Source organism: Lacrimispora amygdalina (assembly GCF_003432035.1).
Lineage (GTDB): Bacteria > Bacillota > Clostridia > Lachnospirales > Lachnospiraceae > Lacrimispora > Lacrimispora amygdalina.
On sequence record NZ_QOHO01000024.1, the window covers coordinates 23,245 to 47,132 of the forward strand.

A 23,888-nucleotide genomic window follows, 5' to 3' on the forward strand; every position below is an offset into this window, starting at 1 on the left:
GGATACAGTTTTTTTGTATCTGAAGCAATATCCCTTTTTATAAAGGCTAAGAATATTCGGCAATCCTTGTGATGCCAACATAAATGTGGGAGATCTTATACCAGGTTGCAAAATCAATGACTCCTGTGACCGGAAGCTTGAAGATGGACTGAAACTGGCGGACTGCCTCAGCCGTATTTTCTCCGTAGATACCATCTGCTGTAATGCGGGGAATCCTGGTATAAACTCCGGCTATGGTATCCAGCTGTTCCTGGACCTGGCGGACCTTATCACCGGAAGCGCCTATAGACAAATTATATCCCGGAAATGAGGAGGGAACACCGGAAACCTGCTCTGCAGTATTGATGTACATGTTGCTTCCATAATAGTTACGAAGGATTTCAATGGCTGTATAGCCCTGCTGTCCTAATGTGTTACTCCCCCATTGTGACATCCAGTTTGGACAGGTCACCCGGTTTCCGTCGCAGTACTGGGTTAAGATTGGCTGTTTGATTCCTGGCCGGGATAAGTAGCTGTTAAAGATTTCATCAACAATCTGGGATATACTTTCATAAATATTTCTGCCGTAGATCCATTTATGGTCAAAGGCGGTGGAGGAAGTGATGGTAAAGTTATAACCCTGATTCCGGTACCATTCCGTATAAACACGGTTCAATGTAAAACTCATAATTGCCAGAACATTGGCAATAATTGTTTCTCTTGGCCAGGTAGCATAAATTTCACTGGAAGCGACATTTTTAATATAATCGCCATAAGGGACATAATAATTAGTTGCTGTCGGATCGGTAGGTACGCCGTCGTGAACGATAATCGTCTGGGGAACGACAACCCTGCTTAGTACGATTTCGCCGGTTTCTGCAACTGGCTTTACCTCAGCCTCTGCAATCTTTGGAGGATAATCGCCGTATAGAGTATGATCGGGAATGGTAATCGGAACATCGGGAGTTGTCTCGTCTATGACAGGCGTCATCCGGACTGGCTGAATCGCCTCCGTGTCTGCCAGGATCTGTGTTCCGGAGATGGCCACGGGTTCGAAGCCCTGTGCAGTGATAAAAAGAGTATATTCCGAATACGGCTGCTGCAGTCCGGGAGATAAACTTAATACTACGGGTGGTGCTGACAAACTTACGGTTTCGGACTGTCCGGAACTATCCGTAGTAACCGTTTCTAAAATGCTGTCGGGTTCTCCTGTAAAGGAGATGGAAATTTCTGCGTTCTGGATCGGGTAATTATTTTCCGAAGATACCACATCTACCTGAAGAGAGCCGGAAGCTGCTGTTTCCTGGGCAGTGGTCATATATGGATTCATAAATAGCCCCTTATTGGAATGATTATTATTAATATATTAGCTCATCTGGGCAATGATTACAAAAGCCCCGCAGAAAACCAAATAAATCAGTTTTTGCGGGGACTTTTTTAAAAGAAAGATGTTTTGGGTTCATGGAACATGGACTCTACGTAGTTTCTCATTTCATTGCGGCTTTCAATGTCTCTTGCACCGTTGATAATACGGTTTTGTTCGTCTTTGGAGAGCCCTGCAAACCGTACCATAATGTCTGAATGCTGTGCCAGTTCCATGGTAAATCCAATGGGAAGTTCATTGTTATCTATCATGATTTATCACCTCATGAATAGTTTGTTCGAAGTTGGGAGAAAGTATACGAAAATGTATAATATTAATTGTTTTGCATAAATATACAATATAGATGATTAAAATATCTGAAAAAAGAAAAATAATGCATAAAAAGTAGATTAATAAATTATAAAAAAACAGTTGAAAAATGTCGCGGGATAATGTATAATCTATTCAATTTGGGCTGATACCAGTCAGCTGCAAATTGACCCTTGCGGGTATCCCTTTATGTCCAAAAAACATGGACTATTATTAAGAAACACCCTTGCGGGTATCCCTTTATGTCCAAAAAACATGGACTATTATTAAGAAAGGATTGGGACTTTGCGTATGAAAGCTTTTTTAATACTGGAAGACGGCACTGTTTTTACAGGCACGAGCATTGGTTCAACACGGGAAGTGATCAGTGAGATCGTATTCAATACTTCCATGACGGGTTATTTAGAAGTCCTCACCGACCCATCCTATGCGGGACAGGCAGTTGTGATGACATATCCGCTAATTGGTAATTACGGCATTTGTCAGGAAGATATGGAGTCATGCAAACCCTGGCCGGATGGCTACATTGTCAGAGAATTATCTAGAATCCCCAGCAACTTTAGAAGCGAGGATACCATTCAGCATTTCTTAGAAAGTAACGACATTCCAGGTATCAGTGGTATCGATACGAGAGCCCTAACAAAAATCTTAAGAGAAAAAGGTACAATGAACGGCATGATCACAACCGATGAAGGATTTGATCTTGACGAAGTCATTTCGCGTATGAAGGCATATTCTGTTACGGGCGTTGTGAAGGCAACCACCTGTAAGGAATCCTATGTGCTTCCCGGTGAAGGCAGGCGGGTTGCACTTCTGGATTTAGGTGCTAAAAAGAATATTGCACGGTCCTTAAATGAGAGAGGCTGTGAGGTTACTGTATATCCGGCAGATACGAAGGCAGAAGTAATTCTTTCTTCCAATCCCGATGGAATTATGCTGTCAAACGGCCCTGGAGATCCAAAGGAATGCACTGACATTATTAAGGAAATCCGCAAGCTGTATGAATCAGAAGTCCCTATTTTTGCAATCTGCCTGGGACACCAGCTGATGGCACTGGCGACTGGCGCTGATACCCATAAGCTGAAATACGGACACAGAGGCGGCAACCACCCGGTTAAGGATTTGGAAACCGGAAGGGTTTACATTTCTTCCCAGAACCACGGATATGTGGTGGATGAGGATACAGTGGATCCGGCTGTGGCAGTTCCTGCATTTGTAAATGTCAATGACGGAACAAATGAAGGTATGAAATATACCGGAAAGAACATATTTACCGTACAGTACCACCCGGAAGCATGTCCGGGACCTCAGGATTCCAGCTACTTATTTGACCGGTTTATAAACATGATGGAGGTGGGAAAGAATGCCTAAGAATCAGGATATCAAAAAAGTACTAGTCCTTGGATCCGGTCCGATTATCATCGGTCAGGCAGCAGAATTTGATTATGCCGGAACCCAGGCATGCCGTTCTTTAAAAGAAGAAGGGATTGAGGTTGTGCTTTTAAACTCCAATCCTGCAACCATCATGACGGATAAAGATATTGCTGATAAGGTTTATATCGAGCCGCTGACTGTAGAGGTAGTGGAGCAGCTGATTTTAAAAGAAAGACCGGACAGCGTTCTTCCTACACTTGGAGGCCAGGCTGGCTTAAACCTGGCCATGGAGCTTGAAGATAAGGGCTTTTTTGTAAAGAACAATATCCGCCTTATCGGAACCACTGCCCTGACTATTAAGAAGGCAGAAGACCGGGAACTGTTTAAGGAAACCATGGAGAAGATCGGCGAACCGGTAGCTCCCTCTGATATCGTGGAAAATGTGGAGGATGGCTTAAGAATTGCGGAAGAGATCGGTTATCCCATCGTTTTACGCCCGGCTTATACACTGGGAGGCTCCGGCGGCGGAATTGCTGAAAACCCGGCCCAGTGCCGGGAAATTCTTGAGAACGGACTCCGTTTGTCCCGTGTTGGCCAGGTTCTGGTGGAACGCTGCATTTCGGGCTGGAAAGAGATTGAATATGAAGTAATGCGGGATGGTGCAGGCAATGTAATAACCGTCTGCAACATGGAAAACCTTGATCCGGTAGGCGTTCACACAGGCGACAGCATCGTAGTGGCTCCTTCCCAGACTCTGGGAGACAAGGAATATCAGATGCTTCGTACCTCTGCATTAAAAATCATCAGCGAATTAGGTATTACAGGCGGCTGCAACGTTCAGTATGCTCTCCACCCGGAGAGCTTTGAATACTGTGTCATCGAGGTAAATCCCCGGGTGAGCCGTTCCTCTGCTCTGGCTTCCAAGGCGACCGGATACCCCATTGCCAAAGTTGCTGCAAAGATCGCTCTGGGCTACACCCTTGATGAGATTAAAAATGCGGTAACAAAGAAAACCTATGCAAGCTTCGAGCCTATGCTGGACTACTGTGTCGTTAAGATGCCGCGCCTTCCCTTTGACAAGTTTTTAAGCGCCAAGAGAACACTTGGCACACAGATGAAGGCGACCGGCGAGGTAATGAGTATCTGCACCAATTTCGAAGGCGGCTTAATGAAAGCGATCCGTTCTCTGGAACAGCATGTGGACAGCTTGATGTCTTATGATTATACAGGACTCACAGATGACCAGCTGACAGAAACCCTTCATCTGATCGATGACAGAAGGATCTGGGTGATCGCGGAAGCATTGCGAAGAGGCTTTACCTATGAACTCATTCATGACATCACAAAGATAGATGTCTGGTTTATTGATAAGCTGGCAATTCTGGTGGAGATGGAGGAAGCCTTAAAGAAAGGTCCTCTTACCAATGAGCTGCTAAAAGAGGCAAAGAGACTGGAATTCCCTGATACGGTAATTTCAAGACTGACCGGTATATCTATAGAAGAAATCCATCAGACAAGAAAGAATAACGGGATAACGGCTGCCTTTAAGATGGTAGATACCTGTGCGGCTGAGTTTGCAGCAGAGACACCATATTACTACTCCTGCTTTGGAAGTGAAAATGAAGCGGAGCAGACAACAGGAAGAAAAAAGGTTCTGGTATTAGGTTCCGGCCCAATCCGGATCGGCCAGGGAATTGAATTTGATTACTGTTCGGTTCACAGTACCTGGAGTTTCAGCAAAGAAGGCTATGAGACCATTATCGTTAATAACAATCCGGAAACAGTCAGTACGGATTTTGATATTGCAGATAAGCTGTATTTTGAACCTCTCACTCCGGAAGATGTGGAAAGCATAGTTGATATTGAAAAACCGGACGGAGCGGTGGTACAGTTCGGCGGCCAGACAGCAATCAAGCTGACAGAGGCACTAATGAAGATGGGAGTTCCCATTCTTGGAACAGCGGCAGAAGATGTGGATGCGGCGGAAGACAGAGAACTGTTTGATAAGATTCTGGAAGAATGCCAGATTCCAAGACCAGCAGGACAGACTGTATTTACAGCAGAAGAGGCCAAGAAAGCAGCAGCAAAGCTTGGTTATCCGGTTCTTGTGAGACCTTCCTACGTACTGGGCGGCCAGGGAATGCAGATTGCCATTTCTGATCAGGATATTGATGAATTTATTGCGATCATCAACCAGATCGCTCAGGAACACCCCATTTTAGTCGATAAATATATCGTGGGCAAAGAGATCGAGGTAGATGCAGTCTGTGATGGGGAAGATATTCTTATACCGGGAATCATGGAGCATATTGAACGCGCAGGCGTTCACTCCGGTGACAGCATCTCCGTATATCCGGCTCAAAGCTTAAAGGAAGAGATTAAAGACAAGCTTGTGGAATATACAAGAAGACTTGCAAGAGCACTTCATGTAAAAGGAATGATCAACATTCAGTTTATTGTCAGCGGAGAAGATGTCTATGTCATCGAGGTAAATCCCCGGTCTTCCCGTACGGTGCCGTATATCAGCAAGGTGACTGGAATCCCCATTGTACCCCTGGCAACCAGAGTCATCTGCGGCCATACCATTAAAGAACTTGGATATAAGCCCGGGCTTCAGCCGGAAGCAGATTACATCGCTGTAAAGATGCCGGTGTTCTCTTTTGAAAAGATCCGCGGCGCAGACATCAGTCTGGGACCTGAGATGAAATCAACAGGAGAGTGTCTGGGAATTGCAAAGACCTTTAATGAGGCACTCTACAAAGCCTTTGCAGGATCAGGAATCAAGCTTCCCAAGCATAAGAACATGATCATTACGGTAAAGGATTCTGATAAGGAAGAGATTATCGATATCGCACGCAGATTTAAAGATCAGGGCTACAAGATCTTCTCTACGGCTGGTACGGCAAAGGTGTTAAATGATAACGGAATCAAAGCCTTCCAGGTTCGCAAGCTGGAGCAGGAGTCCCCCAACCTCCTGGATCTGATTCTGGGCCATGAGATTGACCTGGTTATCGATACCCCGCCTCAGGGCGCAGACAGAAGCAAGGATGGTTTTGTGATCCGCAGAAATGCGATCGAAACCGGCGTGACCGTGCTTACGTCCTTAGATACGGCAGCAGCCCTGGTAACCAGCATGGAAAACAGAGCGAAGGAGCTTACCCTGATCGACATTGCTCTAGTTAAAAATGTATAAGGAATTATAATATCATGGTATTTTATATTAATAAACAGGCTGTAGAAATTAAAACCAGGTTTGAAAACGCGCCCTTAACTTCCCCCAATGAGGCGTGTGCGGCTATGGGAATGCTTTATAAGATCTACGGTCTGCCTGTACCGGAAAAAAAAGAGATGGTAAGTGAGATGAAGAAGGAGTTTCATGAGTCAGTTGAAAAGCTTCCGGTTCCGTCGGAATACGCAGCTAAAATCATCAGCCTTCTTGATGAGTATTATAAAGATGATCGGGTAACAGATGAAATATATGAGCTGTTGAAATACAGCTATGAAGAACAGCATTAATGATAGAAAAAAGACTGGTGCAGGATGGATTCCTGCTCCGGTCTTTTTTTCGTCGTGTGCCCGGCGGGCACACGTTCCAACGGGTGTAAGTCCCGAATCCGCCCGGTAGTGGGAAGGATATAGCCGAAGGCAAGGGTGTCCATCGCGAGGTGGAATCTGAAGGAAGCTGGATACTGGGAACATACTAACCAGTGGGCAAATCTCTGGTCTGACGAACAGAAATCACATCAGGCTATGCATGAGGGTGAGACTGCGACACAAGTTAAAGCCCAATAACTACACAGAATCATGTATGGTATATGTGGCAGATAGATGGAGAGAAGGAACGTGTGAGTACCCGGGGAGGTCTGTATGAAACGCCTTGAAAGAGGTAACTGTTATCGCAAGGTAATACTGAACATACAGAAGTCAGCAGAGGTCATATTAGCCGAGAGGTGAAGGACCGAATCAATAGGAGTCCCAAGTATGACAGAGAAAGGAGGAATGACTAATGAAGGCAGAAAATTCTGAAAATAGAGACTGTCCGCAAAGAGATAGTGCGGAACATGAAGGGTATGCAAAAGTGCGGAGGTCATTCCGTTCGATATGGAAAGAAAAGGACAGTGCACAGCCAGAACTCTTAGAGAAGATACTGTATAAAGACAATCTTAACAGAGCTTTTAAGAGGGTAAAGGCAAATAAGGGAGCACCGGGGATCGACGGTATTACAGTCGATGAAATAGGTGGTTATCTACGGGAAAATCAGCAAGCGATTACCGAGAAAATATACAAGGGGAAATATACACCCGACCCGGTAAGGCGTAAAGAAATCCCGAAAGCAGACGGTGGAATGCGAAAGCTTGGTATTCCAACAGTCAAAGACCGTATTTTTCGGCAAGCGATTGCACAACAACTAATGCCGATGTATGAAGAGCAATTCTCGAACGGAAGCTATGGCTACCGACCGGGGAGAAGTGCAAAGGATGCCATTATTAAGGTCAAAGAGTATGCCGAAGAGGGTTATCGCTATGCGGTATCACTAGACCTATCAAGATACTTTGATACCTTGAATCATGAGTTATTATTAAACATACTTCGAAGAAATGTGAAGGATGAAAGGGTAATACAATGGATTAAAAGGTATCTTAAGAGCGGTGTCATGGAAAATGGTGTAGTCATGGATACGGAGGAAGGTTCACCACAGGGCGGAAATCTGTCGCCGCTATTGGCAAATGTTTATCTGAATGAGTTTGACCAGGAATTTCAAAAGAGAGGAGTTCCGCTTGTACGTTACGCAGATGATATAGTACTGCTGGCAAAGAGCGAAAGAGCCGCAAAGAGACTATTGGAGACAAGTACAGAATATCTTGAAGGTAAGCTTAAGCTAACAGTGAACAAAGACAAAAGTCGTGTGGTTAGTGTGTTTGCAATCCGAAATTTTAAATTCCTTGGCTTTGTACTGGGAAGGAACGGAAATGGAATATATGTCAGAGTTCACCCAAAGTCATGGAAGAAGTTTAAGTCTAAACTGAAAGAACTTTCTTCCCGAAGATCTGTTCAGAGCATACGACCGGCATTGGAAAAGATAAAGGTATATGCGAGAGGCTGGCTTAACTATTACGGAATAGCAAGTATGAAGAACCTTATCGAGGATATCAACGGGTGGCTCTACCATCGGATACGTATGTGTATTTGGAAGCAGTGGAAGAAGCCAAAGACAAAAATGAGAAACCTTGTAAAACTAGGAGTGTCCAAAGACTTGGCATATGTAACAGCTAACAGCCGAAGAGGTTATTGGTTTGTGACACACACAATGGCGGTCAATATAGCTTTAACAAAAGAAAGGCTGATATGCAGTGGCTTCTATGATTTAGCCAATGCATATCAGTCAGTGCACGTCAACTATTGAAAGCGCCGTGTACCGAACGGTACGCACGGTGCTGTGAGAGGACGGCGGTTAGTCACCGCCTCCTACTCGATCCTATTGAGATAATGCAGCATATGCAATCGCATAATCAGTATCGTAGGACAATGAAATCAGTGCAGTTTTTATGCCCTTATCCACAGCCAGTTTTTTTGCTTTTCCGTGAAGGAATACCACTGGCTGTCCATTTTCGTTCTCCAGAATTTCAATTTCATTTAACCGGACTGCATCCGGGTGAACGCAGAGAGCTTTAAAAACGGCTTCCTTTCCGGCAAATCTGGTGGCAAAGCTATTAAGGGGAACCGGGCGGTTTAAGATCAGTTCCAGTTCCTTTTTAGTATAGGTTTTCTGTACAAAGGGATCATTTCGATCCTTTACGGCATTTTCAATATTATGAATATTTAAGATATCAGTACCAATGCCAATTATCATCGCAACACCTCATTGTCAGCAGGAAATTTCATCTTCTTATCAAAATCAGGGGAAGTCATTTGTTTATTGGAAAGAAAGCCAGCGCCGACGCGCATGGTATTTAGCAGGTTGATAATTTCTCTGATTGAAAGAAAATCCTCTTCTTTGCTGTCTAACCAGGTGCGGGCGGCAAGAAAATGAAGCTCAATAAAAATCTTCGTAAAATGCTCCCGTAAGCCGTCTCTTGGCATTCCGTCATAATCCATGATGTGATTGATTTGCTGGGCTAAGATCACTTTCAGTTTCTTTACAAAATAAGCATCCCCATTTTTAGAGTCTAGTAAAGAAGAAACGGCCTTTTGATGGTTTTGACAGAAATCAAACCAGACAAACAGCTCATGAGGCGGGGAATAATCGTATTTGGAATCGAATAATTCCGGAGGAAACAGACCGTTTGGACTCTTAAGAGGAAGCAGCTGATACCGGTGATTTAAATCTGTAATCAGTGTGTCTTCAATCTGTTCCATTAAATCGTATATATCATTATAATACTGATAAAAAGTTCCTCTTGTAATGCCTATAGCGGCACAAAGTTCTTTCACAGAGATCTTATCCCATTTTTTCTCATTGGTCAGTCCCAGAAAAACATCAATTATTTTTGCTTTTGTCTGTTCTGATTTGGCCAGTCTGAGTATACCATTCGTTTCGTTCACATTCTATCTCCCTTATGACAATTGTGTGAGTAAAATCGTACACATATGAAAAATGTGTTCTGTTCATGTGCAGTATTTCTAATTAAAATGAGCATATATCGGATTTCATAGAAAAAGTATACAATATAAGCTTTGTGAAATCAAGTTCCGGGATCTTTTCTAAGGAACGATACCAAACAAAATGGGAGGATATGATTGTGCCAGATCACAGAGAAAGAATAACGAAAACAGTAGAAATGTCAGGAGAGCCGGTTGAAATCTATATGACAAAAATGATGACACCCTGTACGCCGGAAGAATTTAAAGCAATGTCCGTGGAGGAAAGAGAGACAGCAAAAATCCAGCCGCCTTTAAATCAACGGACTTATAACCCTGAAGACGGAATTGTCTGTACGCAGGATATTCCTGTTAAAATGCGGGATGGAGTGATCATTTATGCAGATATATATAAACCGGAGGCGGAGGGAAAATATCCGTTAATCATATCATGGAGTTTCTATGGGAAGCGGCCGTTTGACGGACAGTCTGAATGGCAGATCATGGGAGTGCCGCCCCAGACTGTGTCGGATATGTCAAAATTTGAAAGCGCCGATCCGGGCTACTGGTGCCGCCGTGGATATGCGGTTGCCAATGTGGATCCCAGAGGTATCGGCCATTCGGAAGGGGATTTTGTCCAGTTTGGCACACAGGATGGAAAAGACGGTTTTGATTTCATTGAATGGGCGGCTGCCCAGTCCTGGTGCAGCGGCAGATGTGCCCTGTCAGGGAACAGCTGTGTGGCCATGACCCAGTGGCGTATTGCTTCCCAGCAGCCGCCCCATTTAACCTGCATTGCCCCATGGGAGTCCACCACGGATATGTACCGGGAGTCCCTTTGTGAAGGGGGAATACCGGCTCATTCCTTTGTCAGGCTGGTAATGAAGGAGGCCTGCGGTCCTAACTACATGGACAGCACCCCGGATAACCTGGAGAAATACCCGTTTATCAACTGTACTTACTGGAAAGACAAAGATCCCATCTGGGAAAATGTGACCATTCCTGTATATCAGACTGCCTGCTGGAATCATTTTCACTTAAGAGGCTCCATCAATGCCTTTCGTAAATGCAAATCCCGAAGAAAATGGCTGCGTGTCCACAGAGATTTTGAATGGCCGGATGCCTACAGCAACGAAAATCTGCAGGACCTGGAACTGTTTTTTGCCAGGTATTTAAAGCTGGAGAGAAATGGCTGGGAGCTGACTCCAAAGGTTCGGATTGAGGTACAGGATGCGGCTGAATTTCTTTTCATGAAAAACCGTCCTGAGGAGAATTTTCCGCTGAAACGGACGAAGTATGAAAAGCTTTATTTAGATGCCTCGGATAAGTCCATGAAAAAGGAGCCGGTTCAGGAAAACGCCGTGGCTGCTTATGACAGTGAAACCGGAGAGGTGTCTTTCGATTACCGCTTTGAGGAAGATACCGAGCTGACCGGATACATGAAGCTGCGGCTTTATGTTGCGGCGGAGAGCTATAACGACATGGATCTATTCATTGCTGTGCAGAAGCTTGGCACCAATGGGGATCTGCTTCCGGTCACACTTTTTGGAGAGCCGCATCCAGGTGCCTGGGGGAAAATGCGGGTATCACGAAGGAAGCTTAATGAGAAGCTTTCCACAAATTACTGTCCGGTTCAGGCTCATACATGTGATGAGAAGCTGGAGCCGGGTCAGATTGTTCCCGTTGACATTGAGATTGTTCCCACCAGCCGCTTTTTCCATAAAGGCCAGCAGATCAGGGTTTCCATTGCAGGGAGATACATACGGGGCGACTGGTTTGAGCCTCTGATGTGGAATACAGATAATCAGGGAAATCATCTGGTTTATACAGGAGGAGAGTACCAATCATTTCTCCAGATTCCTGTAATTCCGCCAAGATTTCAGGATGGAGACATCATGATCCGGTAACAGAATAAAAGGAAAGAGGAGAAATTATGAGAGAGAAAGTATTGAATAAAATAATAGAACGAGCCAGCAGCATATGGAAAACAGAGCCGTCAGCCATGAGTGAAGAAACTGTTTTTGCGGATATGAACCCAAAATCAGTCCATTATTCCCAGATGACCACATTTTTGGAAGATGTATTTGATATAGAAGTTCCTTATATGAATTTTAAACGCTGCCGTACTTTTGGGGAAGCGGCGGACTACATTGTGGAATTGTTAGAGGATTAGACTAACTTTATGGGGAGGCTGACATGAATAAATTTATCACAGAAATGGCCCGGAAAGCAAAGGAGAATCCACAGAAAATAGCTTTTCCGGAAAGCTTAAACAGCGATATTCTTCGCACTGCCAGTCAGGTTGTGAAAACAGGAATCGGATTTGTACTGTTAATAGGAAATCAGATAGAGATTGAAGACCTTTCGCGGCAGGAAGGAATTTCAACGGAAGGCTTTGAATATTTCGACTGCAAAGATGAGCAGAACCGGATATTGCTGGCGGAGGAATACCGGCGGAAGTACGATGATTTTACGGAAAAATCGATTTTGCGCAAGGCAAAGGACCCGGTGCGGTGTGCCATGTTTCTGTTGAAGCTGGGGAAAGTGAACTGTGTGGCGGCCGGAAAAGAGTATTCAACCGGAGATGTTATCTTTGAGGCAATGAGCATTGTAGGACTAAAAGAAGGCGTGGAACGTGTATCCAGCCTTGGAATCGCAGATATCCCCGGCTTTGAGGGACCGGAAGGGACCTTACTGGGACTGGCTGACTGTGCAATCACAGCTCAGCCGGATGCAGCAGATCTTGCAGGTATTGCCATTTCTTCCGCTGACACAGTCCGGACTTTATTAGGCTGGGAGCCCAGATTAGCCTTGCTGTCCTTTTCCACCTGCGGCAGCGCAGACCATGAAAGCATTGATGTGATCAGAGAGGCAGTAAAACGGGTACAAAAAATACGTCCGGAACTAAGCATTGACGGGGAATTTCAGCTGGATTCGGCCATAATCCCGTCAGTTGCAGCAAAAAAAGTAAAATGGGAAAGTAAAGTTGCAGGAAAAGCCAATGTCCTGATCTTCCCAAATCTCCATGCCGGTAATATTGGCGTGAAGATGATTCAAATTTTCGGCAAAGCCAATGCCTACGGCCCGGTGCTTCAGGGCTTTGCAAAACCAGTCTGTGATTTCTCCAGAAGCGCCCCAGTGGAAGAAATGTTTGGGAACGTGGCAATGCTTGTGATTCGTGCAGGAGGAGAGAATGGATGAGTAACTATAAGATATTTACCATTAATCCTGGTTCAACCTCTACCAAAATAGCCCTCTTTGAGGGAGAAAGAGAGATCTTTTCCAGGAATGTCAGCCATGATGCAAAAACGCTTGCTGCATTTCCGGCGATATCCGGTCAGTTTTCTTACCGCCGGGATATGATTGTAAAACTTCTGGAGGAGAATGGAATTTCTTTAAGCGGAGTGGATGCGGTTGTAGGCAGGGGTGGCGGTCTTCTGTCAATGGAAGGCGGAACCTATGAAATAGATGATCTGGTGCTGAAACACTCCCAAACAGGAGCAAACGGTGTACAGCATCCTGCCATGCTTGGCCCCCGGCTTGCACGGGAATTCGCCGATTTATATCACGCGAAAGCCTATGTCGTTAATCCTCCGGATGTGGATGAATTGCAGGATCTTGCAAGAATGACAGGAATCAAGGGAGTTTACCGGGTGATACATCTCCATGCCTTAAATTTAAAGGAGGTTGCAATCAGACACTCCGCACTTCTTGGCAAAACCTATGAAGACTGCCGTTTTATTGTCTGCCACATAGGCGGCGGAATTTCCGTATCTGCCCACCGTGCGGGAAGGATGATAGACGGTTTTGATATTGTGGGAGGAGAAGGCCCCATGGCTCCCACCAGATGCGGAAGTATTGCAGTTGCCGACTTATTAAGGCATTGTGAGGGGAAAACATTACAAGAGGTGAAGCTTCTTTGTACAGAAAAAGGCGGCTTTGTAAGCCATACAGGAAGTTCTGACGCGCTGGAACTGAGCCAGAAAGCGCAAGATGGAGATCCCTACGCAAAACTCCTCTGGGATACCATGATTTATCAGATTGCCAAAGCCATTGGCTCCATGGCAGCTGTGCTTCATGGAAAAATTGATGGGATCTTACTGGGCGGGGGCATGGTACATAATAAAAATCTGGTAAATCAGATCACAGAAGCCTGCGGATGGATTGCCGCCATTACGCCGTACCCGGGAGAATTTGAGATGGAGGCTATGGCAGCTGGAGCAGTCCGGGTTTTGAACCAGACAGAGGCTGTAAAGCGATATCAGGGAGTTTGCAGATTCCAGGGGTTCGATTTTGACAAAGAAAGGAATCAGTTCCATTGAACCAGACAAAAAAAATAAATATTATTATATCAATCACTGCCATTTCCTTTATTCAGGGACTGCAGTTTAGCATTTCCCCGGTTCTGGGGCAGATAAAGGAACATTATCCACAGGTATCAGTCAGTCTGATCCAGATGCTGGTTACAACACCTTCATTGTTTTCCGTGGTGGTTGCCCTTGCTTCCGGTTTGCTGGTGACGAAAATCAGCAAAAAAAAGCTTCTCCTTTTTGCCTGTTTTATTGCCGGAATTACCGGATTTATCCCGTTTCTTTCTGATAGCTTTCCTCTTTTGTTTCTCTCAAGGACCTGTTATGGAATTGCACTTGGGCTTGCGTGTACATTAAATACGGCGGTGGTGGCAGAATTTTTTGAAGGAGATGAGCGGGTTACTGTGATGGGGATTCAGGCAGCCAGTATTGGCGCCGGCATGGTTATCATAACTACATTAGCCGGTATGCTGGGGGTTCTCGGTTTTAAAGCATCTTATTTTATCCATGTGATTGCGTTTGTTTGCTTTGCAGCAATTGCATTGTGGCTCCCGGATACGGGAAGAACCGGTACGTCTGAAGGCGAAGCTGTCAGGCTGAATGGGAATGTATTAAAAATATCTCTGCTTGGTATGGTGGTATTTATATTTTTAATAACCTATACTACTAATATTTCCATGCATCTGGAAGGTAAAATAGCAGGCGATCCCACTGTGGCAGGGCTTTTGACCGGTGTTTTTTCCAGCGCCCAGATTGTTATGGGCCTGATTCTTGGCAATGTTGTTAAAAAAACAGGAACATACACACTTCCTGCCGCCATGTTTCTCTTTTGTACAGGAGGTGTTCTGTTAATTCTATTTCCAGGAAATGTAGGAATGCTTATGGTGGGTGGGGCTTTATGCGGATTTTCCCAGGGGATGTTTGTTCCCCGGGCAATGTGTGAAGTATCAGATGCGGTTGCTCCTGCAGCTGCTGCCATGGCAGCTGCCTGCTTCACCTCCTTTATGTGCTTCGGACAGACGATTTCACCATTTGTGCTGAATGCTGTGGCAAAGCTGGTATTTCAGTCTGTCACCACCGGCCATGTTTATCTTATAGCAGTAACCGGTATGGTTGTGGCAGCGTCAGCCGTTATTATTTCAAAAAGTATGTGATTTGTGCAATGGGCTTTCGTCATCCATATGAAGCGATTTTATAAAAGTACATTTGATGCAGAGTAGGATATAATTATCTTACTCTGTATTTGCCTGAATACCATTTACACAATCATGGAATAATGTTAGAATTTTGTCTGACAGACAGACCTATTAGGAGAGGATGGGGAAACAAATGCGTGAGATAATGGAGTTCAGCTTTGCGCTGAACAGTGACAGAGAAACCCATGTACATCAGGATGTTGAGATCTTATATCTACTGAGGGGAACGGCACAGATTCTGATCAATGAGGAATCTTATATGTTGAAAAAGGGTGATTATATCCTGGTGAATGCAAATAAGCGCCATTCCATAAAAAATTTAGAAGTAACAACGCTGTTTGCCAGATTTGTTATTGATTACTCCATGATGACGGAATACTTAGGCACAAACCAGCTTTTATTCTGGTGCAATACAGTTTCGGATAAGGATGAAGCATATAAATCTCTTCGGGTGATCTTTGACCGCATTCTCACTCTTTTTTTTGAAGGAGAGCAGGAGGAACAGTTCCGGCTTCGCAGCCTATTCTATGAGGCGATCTATCTTTTGGTCAGTCATTTTATGGTAAAGACAGATGATATCCGGGTCCAGCGGCTTGGCTTTACCAATGATACCAGAGTATTTGAGATACAAAATTACGTTCAGGCAAATTACCAGAAGCAGTTGAGTTTAAATGAACTGGCCCAAAAACTGTATTTAACGCCGGCATACTTATCCAAATATATCAGGAAGCAGTTTGGTCTAAGCTTCCTGGATTATTTAAATAACGTCCGTTTGTTCCACGCGCTTGATGAACTTCTCTATACGGATAAAAAAGTAACAAGAATTGCGGTTGATAACGGATTTCCTGCAACTGCGTCCTTTAATAAAGCGTTTAAAGACTGCTTTGAGATTACCCCTTCCGAGTACCGCCGTAAATATTCCGGAAAAAGCGCACCGAAGGAAGGCAGAACTGGCAGTTTAAATGAATTGGAGATTGAGGATATAAAGAAATTTCTGGAAAAAACCAGGGAAACGCCGGAGGTATCCCATGGAAAACAGACGGAACTGTTTACCGTACAGGGTGATAAATGGGAACCCTTAAAAAAACCATGGTCTCATATCATTAATATTGGCGAGGCGGCGCTTTTACTACGTTCTGATGTTCAGGAACACATTAAGATGTTAAAGGATGAACTGGGGTTTTCCCAGGTGCGGATCTGGAATATATTTTCTTTGATCATCTATCAGAATGCCCAGGGTTTTTTAAATTATAATAAACTGGACCGTATTCTTGATTTTCTGACAGAGAATGGGCTCAGTCCTTTTATTGAACTGGGATTTAAACCGAAAATTGTGATTAAGGCAGCCGATGATTTCCTGATCAATCAGGAAAGTGAGATTTTATTTCACAGTCTGATGGAATATGAACATGTTCTTAATGAGCTTGCAGCCCATATGGTGAACCGGTATGGGCTGGAAACAGTAGAAACATGGTATTTTGAACTCTGGCATGACAATCGGCTGAAAATTGAGTCAGAAGATGGCTGGTATTTCCCAGTCTTTGATGCCGGGTATTCCGTGTTGAAACGAATATCAAAAAAGATTAAGATCGGCGGTGCAGGTATTGTGCTGGGGTATGAAAGCCATCTGTATGAAGCGGTATTCTCTGCCTGGAAAAAGCGGGCTATCTGGCCGGATTTCCTTTCTGTTTACAGCTATGGCTATGTTATGATCCCTCAGGAAGGTATTCTTTATGGAAAAAAATCGTTAGACAGTCAGTACACCTTAAATCAGCTGGATGTGTTAAAACAGACCTTAAGCCAGCTGGGATTTGATGACAGGCCGATTTTTGTCAGTGAGTGGAATTTTACCATATCAAACCGAAATATGCTCAATGACAGCTGTTGGAAAGCAGCCTATCTGGTGAAGAACTGCATTGATGCAGAAGGGAAGATTGATTTGCTGGCGTGCTGGCATGGCACCGATCTGATTTCTGAACATTACGATACAGAGGCGGTCCTGAACGGAGACAGCGGACTTCTTACAAAAGAAGGAATCTGTAAGCCTGCATTTTATGCATTTCGTTTTTTGAGCCGGATGCAGCCCCGCCTTCTTGGCAGGAATTCCCATGCCATGATAACCGCTAACGGCAGAGGAAATTATGGAATCGTATGCCATAACTATAAAAAGTTAACCTATCAGTATGCAACGAAAGAGGAGGATAAACTGGATCTTGAACAGATGGAGAGTTATTATGAGGACAATTTATCCATGCGTCTTCAGTTTCGGATTGATGGGGCAGAGGATGGGGAATATCTGGTCAAATCCCACTACATGAACCAAAGCAACGGAAGTGTACAGGATCTTTGGAAGGAAATGGGGTATCAGAAAAACCTTTCCGGAGAAGAAATGATGTATATGAAGCAGATGGGGAATGCCCACATGGAAATGCAGAGGGTTACAGTAAAAGACGGTGTCCTGGAACTTGAGACAGTTTTAATGCCTCACGAAATCAGGCTGCTGGAAATTAAATATCAGTATTAGTATGAAAAAAGAGAGGACAAAAATCATGGTGGAATTTTTGTCCTCTCTTTTTTACTGCTTTGGAAAAAAGAATGATTGGGTCGAAAAGAGGTTAATTGCGATGATGTTAAAAATAAGTCAAAAACTTATAATGATAACAGTAAATGAAGGGAACGGAGGAGGTATCTATGAAACTAGGATTTGTCAGTGCCATACTGGAAGCGTATTCCTATGAGGAAATGATGGATTTTGCTGCGAAACACGGATTTGAGTGTGTGGAAGCTGCCTGCTGGCCGTCGGGGAAGGCGGAACGAAGGTATGCGGGAGTCAGCCATATCGATGCAAAACGTGTTCTTTTGGAACCGGCGTATAAGGAACACATCCTGGAATACAGTAAAAACAGTAAGGTGGAGATCTCATCTCTGGCATATTATCCAAATACTCTGGATGAAGATTTAAAAAAGCGGGAAGATGTAATGGAACATTTGAAAACTGTGATTCAGGCCAGCAGCGCTCTTGGGATCGGAATGGTGACAACCTTTATCGGGAGAGATCAGAAAAAGACGGTGGAGGAGAATTTAATCATGGCGAAGGAGGTGTGGACTCCCCTCCTTAAATTGGCAGAACAGCAAAATGTGAAGGTAGCCATTGAAAACTGCCCCATGCTGTTTTCGAAAGACCAGTGGCCCGGCGGACAGAATTTAATGACAACGCCGGATATCTGGAGACGTGTATTTGAAATTCTTCCAAGCAGGAATCTGGGAATTAATTATGATCCGTCTCATTTTGTCTGGCAGATGATGGACTACATCAGGCCGATTTATGAGTTTCAGGATAAAATTTTCCATGTTCATTATAAAGATATTAAATTGTATCGGGACCGTTTAAACCAGTGCGGTATTATGGCGTACCCTCTTGCGTTTATGTCGCCAAAGCTTCCGGGACTGGGAGATGTGGACTGGGGGGCCTATGTATCGGCGCTTACCGATATCCGGTACGACGGCTGTTCCTGTATTGAAATAGAGGATAAGGCCTTTGAAGCTTCAAAAGAAAGAATCGAAGCGTCGCTGATCTTAAGCCAGCGCTATTTAAAACAGTTTGTCATTTGAAACGAGAAGGAGAAAAGAAAAATGGGTGAAAAAGTAAGAGTTGCGATTGTCGGGTGCGGAGGAATTGCCAATCAGAAGCATATGCCATCTTTAAAAGCAAATTCCCATAGGGCAGAAATGGTGGCATTTTGCGACATTATTGAGGAACGGGCTGTAAAGGCAGCAAATGAATACGGTACACCGGATGCAAAGGTATATACGGATTATCAGAAGATGTTAGATGAGCTGGCAGAAGGGATTGATGCAGTCCATGTCTGTACGCCAAATGTGGCGCACTGTCCCATTGCTGTAGCCAGCTTTGAAGCAGGAAAGCATGTAATGTGTGAAAAACCAATGGCTCATACCACGGCTGATGCCCAGAAAATGGTGGATGCATGGAAACGTTCCGGAAAGAAATTTACCATTGGCTATCAGAACCGTTTCCGTGATGACACGACTGCCCTGAAAGCCTCCTGTCAGAACGGGGAGCTGGGTGAGATTTATTTTGCCAAGGCACATGCGCTTAGAAGAAGAGCTGTTCCTACCTGGGGTGTATTTCCCGATAAATCCCTTCAGGGCGGCGGACCGCTAATTGATATCGGAACCCATGCACTGGACATTACCCTTTGGATGATGGAGAATTACAAGCCAGTTTCAGTCTCTGGCCAGGTATTTTATAAGCTGGGACGGCAGCAGGACGGACCGGCAGGCAATGTATTTGGACCATGGGACCCGGAGACCTTTGAGGTGGAGGATTCTGCCTTTGGTCTGGTGAAGATGGAAAATGGGGCTGTCATTTATCTGGAAGCCTCCTGGGCGTTAAATGTCTTAAAATCCATGGAAGCCTCCACGACTTTATGCGGTACAAAGGCAGGAGCTGAAATTCACCACGGAGGAAGTTATCCGAAGGATGAACTGATCTATAACATGGTTGAGCACAATCAGCTGATGGAAAAGACGATTTCACCGGCAGGAGTTGTAGATTTCTTTTCAGGTGGAGCTTCTGCAGAAGGCGTCCGTGAGCAGGCTCAGTGGATGACTGCTATTCTGGAAGATAAGGAACCATTAGTCAGGCCGGAGCAGGCATTTGCAGTGACCCGGATTCTGGAGGCAATTTATCAGTCGGCTGAAACCGGAAAAGAAATAATCTTATAAAATACAGAAAGGAGCTTTCCAATGTATCCAAGACATATGTTTCACCCGGACCGTTTTACCAATGTCCGGTCAGGCGATACAGTAACAGGCTTTCAGTTTGACTGCCGGATTCAGTACTACAGGGGTGTGACCCTATCCATTATCCGTGACATCGCAGTCAATGTAGATGGGATAGATTATGACAGAAAGGATATCCGTTTTACTCTGGAAGGGGATACCTTCACGTTGGATGAAATGGAGACCGTGATCACATACCGCTGGAAATTCGGTCAGTTTGCAACGGTAACCGTATTAAAAGAGGGAGGGCTGGCTCCGGGAAAACACCATATTTGTTCCACGCAGACCATTGCGCCGTCGTATATGCCCATGATTCTGGTTCATTCCGGCGAATACGATTTTGAGATCAGGGAGGGAAAAGATGAACTTTGATATAAAACGGAGCGTTTCCCTATACAGCTACCAGGAAGAATTTTACTTAGGGAAAATGAATCTGGAGGACTGCATCAGAGAAGTATCCAGAACAGGGGCAACAGGTATTGAACTGCTGCCGGAGCAGATGATAGATGAATTTCCGGTGGTCACTCCCGAATTTAAAGAAAAGTGGTTCGGCTGGATGGAAAAGTATCAGGTAGAACCTACCTGCTATGACGCGTTTTTAGAAAACCACATTTATAAGAACCGCCGCTGTACCTTAAAAGAGCAGATCCAGATGATGGAGAGGGATATCAAACTGGCTCATGAACTGGGCTTTAAAACCTTAAGAACCCTGGTATCAACACCAATGGAGGTGATTGAGGGAAGCCTGGCCTGTGCCAGTGACCAGAATATCAAAATCTGTCTGGAGGTACATTCTCCCTTTTCCTTAAATTCCGGATGGGCAGATGGCTATATGGAGATGATTTTAAGAACTGGTACGGAAAACTTTGGCTTCATGCCGGACTTTGGAATCTTCTGTAAAGCGGTTCCTGATGTTCTTCGGGATCAGGCCCGCAGAAGAGGAGTCAGTGAGGAGGTAATAAAAGCGGTAGATGAAGCGTTTGCTCAAAGAGTGGAAAAGGGCTTCGTAAAGATCAAGTATGATTTAAACCTTGGAAAAGCCAATAAAGAATACCGGATTGCAAACGGGGAACCGCAGCTGTTGGAAAAGGTGAAGAAGCTTGGAGGTGGTGAAGCAGCGCTAAGGTATGCAGCCTCCACATTTGCCTATACCTGGTGTGATCCTCAGGATATCATTGATAATATCAGGTATATCTACCATACCCATGCCAAGTTTTACAACACCGATGAGAATTACAAAGAGACATCAATTCCCATTGGAGAGGTAGTAAAGGCCTATAAAAAGGCTGGCTATCACGGATATCTAAGCTCTGAATATGAGGGTAACACAGCCCTCAATGATACCTTTGATGTGGATAGCGTGGAACAGGTCCGCCGCCACCAGGAGGCATTAAGGAGCGCAATTGAAGAGCAGGTAGAATTATGAAAAAGATAAAAGCCGGAATTGTTGGATATGGATTTATGGGTCACTGCCACGGGGAAATGCTTGGAACTTTTGATGAGGTCGTGTTTGCGGCAGCAGCCGATACGAATCCGGAGCAGTTAAAGGATGTTCCGCAAGGGGTGCACGCATACGGAACGATTGATGAAATACTTAAGACTGAAGAACTGGATTTCATTATTATTGCAACGCCCAACCCCAGTCATCTGGAGATGGTGGAAAAGAGCGCGAAAGCCGGTATACATATTATCTGTGAAAAGCCGGCGGCCATGTCGATTGAAGAATTTGATAAAATGACTGCTGCGGCAAAGGAGAATCAGGTGATATTTACCGTCCATCAGCAGAGGCGTTGGGATAAGGATTTCAGAATCATGAAAGAAGTGTATGACAGGCGGCTGGTGGGTGATATGTATGTCATCAAATCACAGCTTTATGGAATCAACGGAAATATGCATGACTGGCATATCTATCCTGAGATGGGCGGAGGAATGCTGTATGACTGGGGCGTTCATTTAATTGACCAGATCCTGTTTATGGTGGATTCTGAGATTGATTCCGTTTTTGCAGATGTGCGCAATGTCATTAACCGGGATGTAGATGATTATTTCCACATACTGATTAAATTTAAAAATAAGATCACAGCCGATATGGAACTGGGAACCTATTATCTCACACCAAAACGCGCATGGTTTATTGGCGGAACAGGCGGAAGTGCCATGATTGACGGATTTGGTGGGGAAGGAAAGATTGTGAGAACCACTCATCTGCTGGAAAATGTTCCTGGAACGATCACCATGACTGCAGCCGGACCAACAAGAAGTTTTGGCCCACCTGCACCGGGGCTGCTGATTGAAGAAGATCTTCCGATAACAAATGCAGAACACCGGCAATATATGGTACACTTTTTAAAAGCGCTTCACGGAGAAGAAGAACTGGCAGTGAAGCCGGAGGAAGTGCGGGTTGTTTTAGATGTAATGGAGGCAGTCCGTGAATCAGCCAGAACGGGAGAGGCAGTCCGCTTTAAAAATAATAATCAGAGGTGATAAGGTGAAAAAATACGAGACACAGATCGTTGTGATAGCAGCCGGACCGTCAGGGCTTTCTGCGGCAGTCCAGGCAGCAGAAAACGGAGCAGAAGTCATCGTGCTGGAAAAAACATCCACAGTGGGCGGAGCTGCAAACATGGGTATGGGACCCCTTGGAATCGGAACAAAATACCAGAGACAGCAGATGATTGACATTACCGTGGAAAAAGCATTTAACATGTTTATGGAATATACCCACTATAATGTCGATGCCAGACTGGTGAAACGGTATTTTGAACAGTCTGCGGAAACCATTGAATGGCTGGAAGATATGGGAGTGGAGTTTGAGGGAGCATTTCGCTATTTCCCTAAATCAGAGGCAACCTGGCATATTGTGAAGACAGACCATGGAATCGGACCAAGGGCAGCTTCTTTTATGAATAAGGCTTTATATGAGCGGGCGAAGGAGCTTGGAGTTACGTTCCTTCTGGAAACGCCTGCGAGGGAAATAATAAAAGAAAACGGTGCCGTTGCCGGAGTGATGGCTGCCGGTCCTGACGGGGAGGAAATCGAGATCCGCTGTAAGGCGGCGATTATCTGTACCGGGGGAGCAGGAGCCAATAAAGAGATGATCAAGGCAGAAACCGGGCTGGATCATGGAAAAAATCTGTATAGCTTTGCAATACCAGGCCTTACCGGTGACGGCATGAAAATGGCATGGGCGGCAGGTGCAGGAAAGACCCAGGTGCGTATTGAGATGGCAGCCAGCATTGAGGGCATGGATGATTTGACCCAGGGGGTATCCAACGTCTTTGGCCAGCCTAATCTTCTGGTGAACAGACAGGGAAAGCGGGTTATGAATGAGGAACAGATGCAAAATTCCACCTTCCTTTCCAATGTAGTGTCTCATCAAAAAGACAAATTGTGTTTCAGTATTGTGGATTCCTCTATTGTAAAGCATTATATCCGCAACGGAGTAGATCATGTAAGTCTTGTGAGAACCAACCCGGATGTGTCTGATTTCTACGATGGAATTAAGATGGCAGAAGAAAACGGGAATGTAGATTTATTCGTGGCTGATACAATTGAAGAATTAGCTGAGAAAGCCGGTATTCATGCAGAAAATCTGGTGAACACAGTGGAAGACTATAATGATTACTGTGACAGTACAGATGCAGAGTTTTTTAAAGACAGAAGATATATGCGCCCTGTTTATAAGGCACCTTTTTACTGCGCTAAAGTAAGGATGGGCGGATACGGCACCGTCGGAGGAATTAAAATCAACGAAAACTGCCAGGCTGTTGACGAAGCATTTGAACCGGTGCCCGGATTATATGCAGCTGGTGCGGATTCCTGTAACATTTACAATGACAGTTATATGTTTCTGCTTCCTGGCAATTCCATGGGTTACGCGGTAAATACCGGAAGGATTGCCGGAATGAGCGCGGCTGAGTACGTGGAAGAATCATAAGAGCAAATCGGGAGGAA

General features: G+C 44.8%; 20 protein-coding genes. 16 read left to right on the plus strand and 4 right to left on the minus strand.

What is annotated here, in order from left to right; all coding sequences use genetic code 11:
• Window positions 1-46: 46 nt before the first annotated feature.
• Together DS742_RS08380 and DS742_RS08385 are read right to left on the minus strand one after the other, a co-directional pair.
• On the minus strand, window positions 47-1,309 hold the full coding sequence (locus tag DS742_RS08380; protein ID WP_117416543.1) for a peptidoglycan-binding protein: 1,263 nt from the start codon (window positions 1,307-1,309) through the stop codon (window positions 47-49).
• 107 nt (window positions 1,310-1,416) lie between these two features.
• Window positions 1,417-1,614: a hypothetical protein gene (locus DS742_RS08385; protein ID WP_117416544.1), complete on the minus strand. Its 198-nt coding sequence runs from the start codon at window positions 1,612-1,614 to the stop codon at window positions 1,417-1,419.
• A gap of 349 nt (window positions 1,615-1,963) precedes the next feature.
• Here DS742_RS08385 and DS742_RS08390 point away from each other — a divergent pair, with 349 nt between their 5' ends.
• From DS742_RS08390 to ltrA, 4 genes are all read left to right on the plus strand, one after another.
• A complete protein-coding gene (locus DS742_RS08390) occupies window positions 1,964-3,043 on the plus strand; it encodes a carbamoyl phosphate synthase small subunit (protein ID WP_117416545.1) in 1,080 nt (359 codons plus the stop codon).
• On the plus strand, window positions 3,036-6,239 hold the full coding sequence (carB, locus tag DS742_RS08395) for a carbamoyl-phosphate synthase large subunit (RefSeq protein ID WP_117416546.1): 3,204 nt from the start codon (window positions 3,036-3,038) through the stop codon (window positions 6,237-6,239). The genes DS742_RS08390 and carB overlap by 8 nt, the downstream gene beginning before the upstream one ends.
• 14 nt (window positions 6,240-6,253) lie before the next feature.
• Window positions 6,254-6,562 carry a DUF3837 family protein gene (locus tag DS742_RS08400; RefSeq protein ID WP_117416547.1) on the plus strand — a complete coding sequence of 103 codons (309 nt, stop codon included), beginning with the start codon at window positions 6,254-6,256 and terminating at the stop codon, window positions 6,560-6,562.
• A 490-nt stretch (window positions 6,563-7,052) separates the two neighbouring features.
• Window positions 7,053-8,450: a group II intron reverse transcriptase/maturase gene (ltrA, locus tag DS742_RS08410; protein ID WP_117416548.1), complete on the plus strand. Its 1,398-nt coding sequence runs from the start codon at window positions 7,053-7,055 to the stop codon at window positions 8,448-8,450.
• A gap of 72 nt (window positions 8,451-8,522) precedes the next feature.
• Here ltrA and acpS read toward each other — a convergent pair whose 3' ends face one another.
• Both acpS and DS742_RS08420 read right to left on the minus strand, forming a co-directional pair.
• Complete coding sequence (gene acpS / locus DS742_RS08415; RefSeq protein ID WP_117416549.1) at window positions 8,523-8,897, minus strand: holo-ACP synthase; 375 nt, start codon at window positions 8,895-8,897, stop codon at window positions 8,523-8,525.
• A complete protein-coding gene (locus DS742_RS08420) occupies window positions 8,894-9,589 on the minus strand; it encodes a TetR/AcrR family transcriptional regulator (protein WP_117416550.1) in 696 nt (231 codons plus the stop codon). Before DS742_RS08420 ends, acpS begins: the two co-directional genes overlap by 4 nt.
• Window positions 9,590-9,786: 197 nt before the next feature.
• Here DS742_RS08420 and DS742_RS08425 point away from each other — a divergent pair, with 197 nt between their 5' ends.
• The 12 genes from DS742_RS08425 (at window position 9,787) to DS742_RS08480 (ending at window position 23,871) form a co-directional block, all read left to right on the plus strand.
• Window positions 9,787-11,532, plus strand: a complete 1,746-nt coding sequence (locus DS742_RS08425) for a CocE/NonD family hydrolase (RefSeq protein ID WP_242996429.1) — start codon at window positions 9,787-9,789, stop codon at window positions 11,530-11,532.
• 26 nt (window positions 11,533-11,558) lie between these two features.
• The gene (locus tag DS742_RS08430; protein ID WP_117416552.1) at window positions 11,559-11,798 is read left to right on the plus strand and encodes an acyl carrier protein; all 240 of its coding nucleotides are present in this window, start codon (window positions 11,559-11,561) and stop codon (window positions 11,796-11,798) included.
• Between the two features lie 23 nt (window positions 11,799-11,821).
• Window positions 11,822-12,826, plus strand: a complete 1,005-nt coding sequence (locus tag DS742_RS08435; RefSeq protein WP_117416553.1) for a phosphate acyltransferase — start codon at window positions 11,822-11,824, stop codon at window positions 12,824-12,826.
• Window positions 12,823-13,947, plus strand: a complete 1,125-nt coding sequence (gene buk, locus DS742_RS08440) for a butyrate kinase (protein ID WP_117416554.1) — start codon at window positions 12,823-12,825, stop codon at window positions 13,945-13,947. The genes DS742_RS08435 and buk overlap by 4 nt, the downstream gene beginning before the upstream one ends.
• A complete protein-coding gene (locus DS742_RS08445) occupies window positions 13,944-15,089 on the plus strand; it encodes an MFS transporter (protein WP_117416555.1) in 1,146 nt (381 codons plus the stop codon). Before buk ends, DS742_RS08445 begins: the two co-directional genes overlap by 4 nt.
• Window positions 15,090-15,264: 175 nt before the next feature.
• Complete coding sequence (locus tag DS742_RS08450; protein WP_117416556.1) at window positions 15,265-17,655, plus strand: GH39 family glycosyl hydrolase; 2,391 nt, start codon at window positions 15,265-15,267, stop codon at window positions 17,653-17,655.
• Between the two features lie 167 nt (window positions 17,656-17,822).
• Window positions 17,823-18,743 (plus strand): sugar phosphate isomerase/epimerase family protein, encoded by a 921-nt coding sequence (locus tag DS742_RS08455; protein WP_117416557.1) that lies wholly within the window; start codon window positions 17,823-17,825, stop codon window positions 18,741-18,743.
• A 21-nt stretch (window positions 18,744-18,764) separates the two neighbouring features.
• Window positions 18,765-19,877 carry a Gfo/Idh/MocA family protein gene (locus DS742_RS08460; RefSeq protein ID WP_117416558.1) on the plus strand — a complete coding sequence of 371 codons (1,113 nt, stop codon included), beginning with the start codon at window positions 18,765-18,767 and terminating at the stop codon, window positions 19,875-19,877.
• 21 nt (window positions 19,878-19,898) lie between these two features.
• Window positions 19,899-20,306: a C-glycoside deglycosidase beta subunit domain-containing protein gene (locus tag DS742_RS08465; RefSeq protein ID WP_117416559.1), complete on the plus strand. Its 408-nt coding sequence runs from the start codon at window positions 19,899-19,901 to the stop codon at window positions 20,304-20,306.
• Window positions 20,296-21,360 carry a sugar phosphate isomerase/epimerase family protein gene (locus tag DS742_RS08470; RefSeq protein WP_117416560.1) on the plus strand — a complete coding sequence of 355 codons (1,065 nt, stop codon included), beginning with the start codon at window positions 20,296-20,298 and terminating at the stop codon, window positions 21,358-21,360. The genes DS742_RS08465 and DS742_RS08470 overlap by 11 nt, the downstream gene beginning before the upstream one ends.
• Window positions 21,357-22,418, plus strand: coding sequence for a Gfo/Idh/MocA family protein (locus DS742_RS08475; RefSeq protein WP_170313396.1), 1,062 nt, complete (start codon window positions 21,357-21,359; stop codon window positions 22,416-22,418). The genes DS742_RS08470 and DS742_RS08475 overlap by 4 nt, the downstream gene beginning before the upstream one ends.
• Complete coding sequence (locus tag DS742_RS08480; RefSeq protein ID WP_341457621.1) at window positions 22,363-23,871, plus strand: FAD-dependent oxidoreductase; 1,509 nt, start codon at window positions 22,363-22,365, stop codon at window positions 23,869-23,871. The genes DS742_RS08475 and DS742_RS08480 overlap by 56 nt, the downstream gene beginning before the upstream one ends.
• The last annotated feature ends 17 nt before the right edge of the window (window positions 23,872-23,888 follow it).

Coding starts and splice junctions, on each gene's coding strand:
- DS742_RS08380 (WP_117416543.1), bottom strand. CDS start 1,309: ATGAATCCATATATGACCACTGCCCAGGAAACAGCAGCTTCCGGCTCT.
- DS742_RS08385 (WP_117416544.1), bottom strand. CDS start 1,614: ATGATAGATAACAATGAACTTCCCATTGGATTTACCATGGAACTGGCA.
- DS742_RS08390 (WP_117416545.1), top strand. CDS start 1,964: ATGAAAGCTTTTTTAATACTGGAAGACGGCACTGTTTTTACAGGCACG.
- carB (WP_117416546.1), top strand. CDS start 3,036: ATGCCTAAGAATCAGGATATCAAAAAAGTACTAGTCCTTGGATCCGGT.
- DS742_RS08400 (WP_117416547.1), top strand. CDS start 6,254: ATGGTATTTTATATTAATAAACAGGCTGTAGAAATTAAAACCAGGTTT.
- ltrA (WP_117416548.1), top strand. CDS start 7,053: ATGAAGGCAGAAAATTCTGAAAATAGAGACTGTCCGCAAAGAGATAGT.
- acpS (WP_117416549.1), bottom strand. CDS start 8,897: ATGATAATTGGCATTGGTACTGATATCTTAAATATTCATAATATTGAA.
- DS742_RS08430 (WP_117416552.1), top strand. CDS start 11,559: ATGAGAGAGAAAGTATTGAATAAAATAATAGAACGAGCCAGCAGCATA.
- DS742_RS08435 (WP_117416553.1), top strand. CDS start 11,822: ATGAATAAATTTATCACAGAAATGGCCCGGAAAGCAAAGGAGAATCCA.
- buk (WP_117416554.1), top strand. CDS start 12,823: ATGAGTAACTATAAGATATTTACCATTAATCCTGGTTCAACCTCTACC.
- DS742_RS08450 (WP_117416556.1), top strand. CDS start 15,265: ATGCGTGAGATAATGGAGTTCAGCTTTGCGCTGAACAGTGACAGAGAA.
- DS742_RS08455 (WP_117416557.1), top strand. CDS start 17,823: ATGAAACTAGGATTTGTCAGTGCCATACTGGAAGCGTATTCCTATGAG.
- DS742_RS08460 (WP_117416558.1), top strand. CDS start 18,765: ATGGGTGAAAAAGTAAGAGTTGCGATTGTCGGGTGCGGAGGAATTGCC.
- DS742_RS08465 (WP_117416559.1), top strand. CDS start 19,899: ATGTATCCAAGACATATGTTTCACCCGGACCGTTTTACCAATGTCCGG.
- DS742_RS08470 (WP_117416560.1), top strand. CDS start 20,296: ATGAACTTTGATATAAAACGGAGCGTTTCCCTATACAGCTACCAGGAA.
- DS742_RS08475 (WP_170313396.1), top strand. CDS start 21,357: ATGAAAAAGATAAAAGCCGGAATTGTTGGATATGGATTTATGGGTCAC.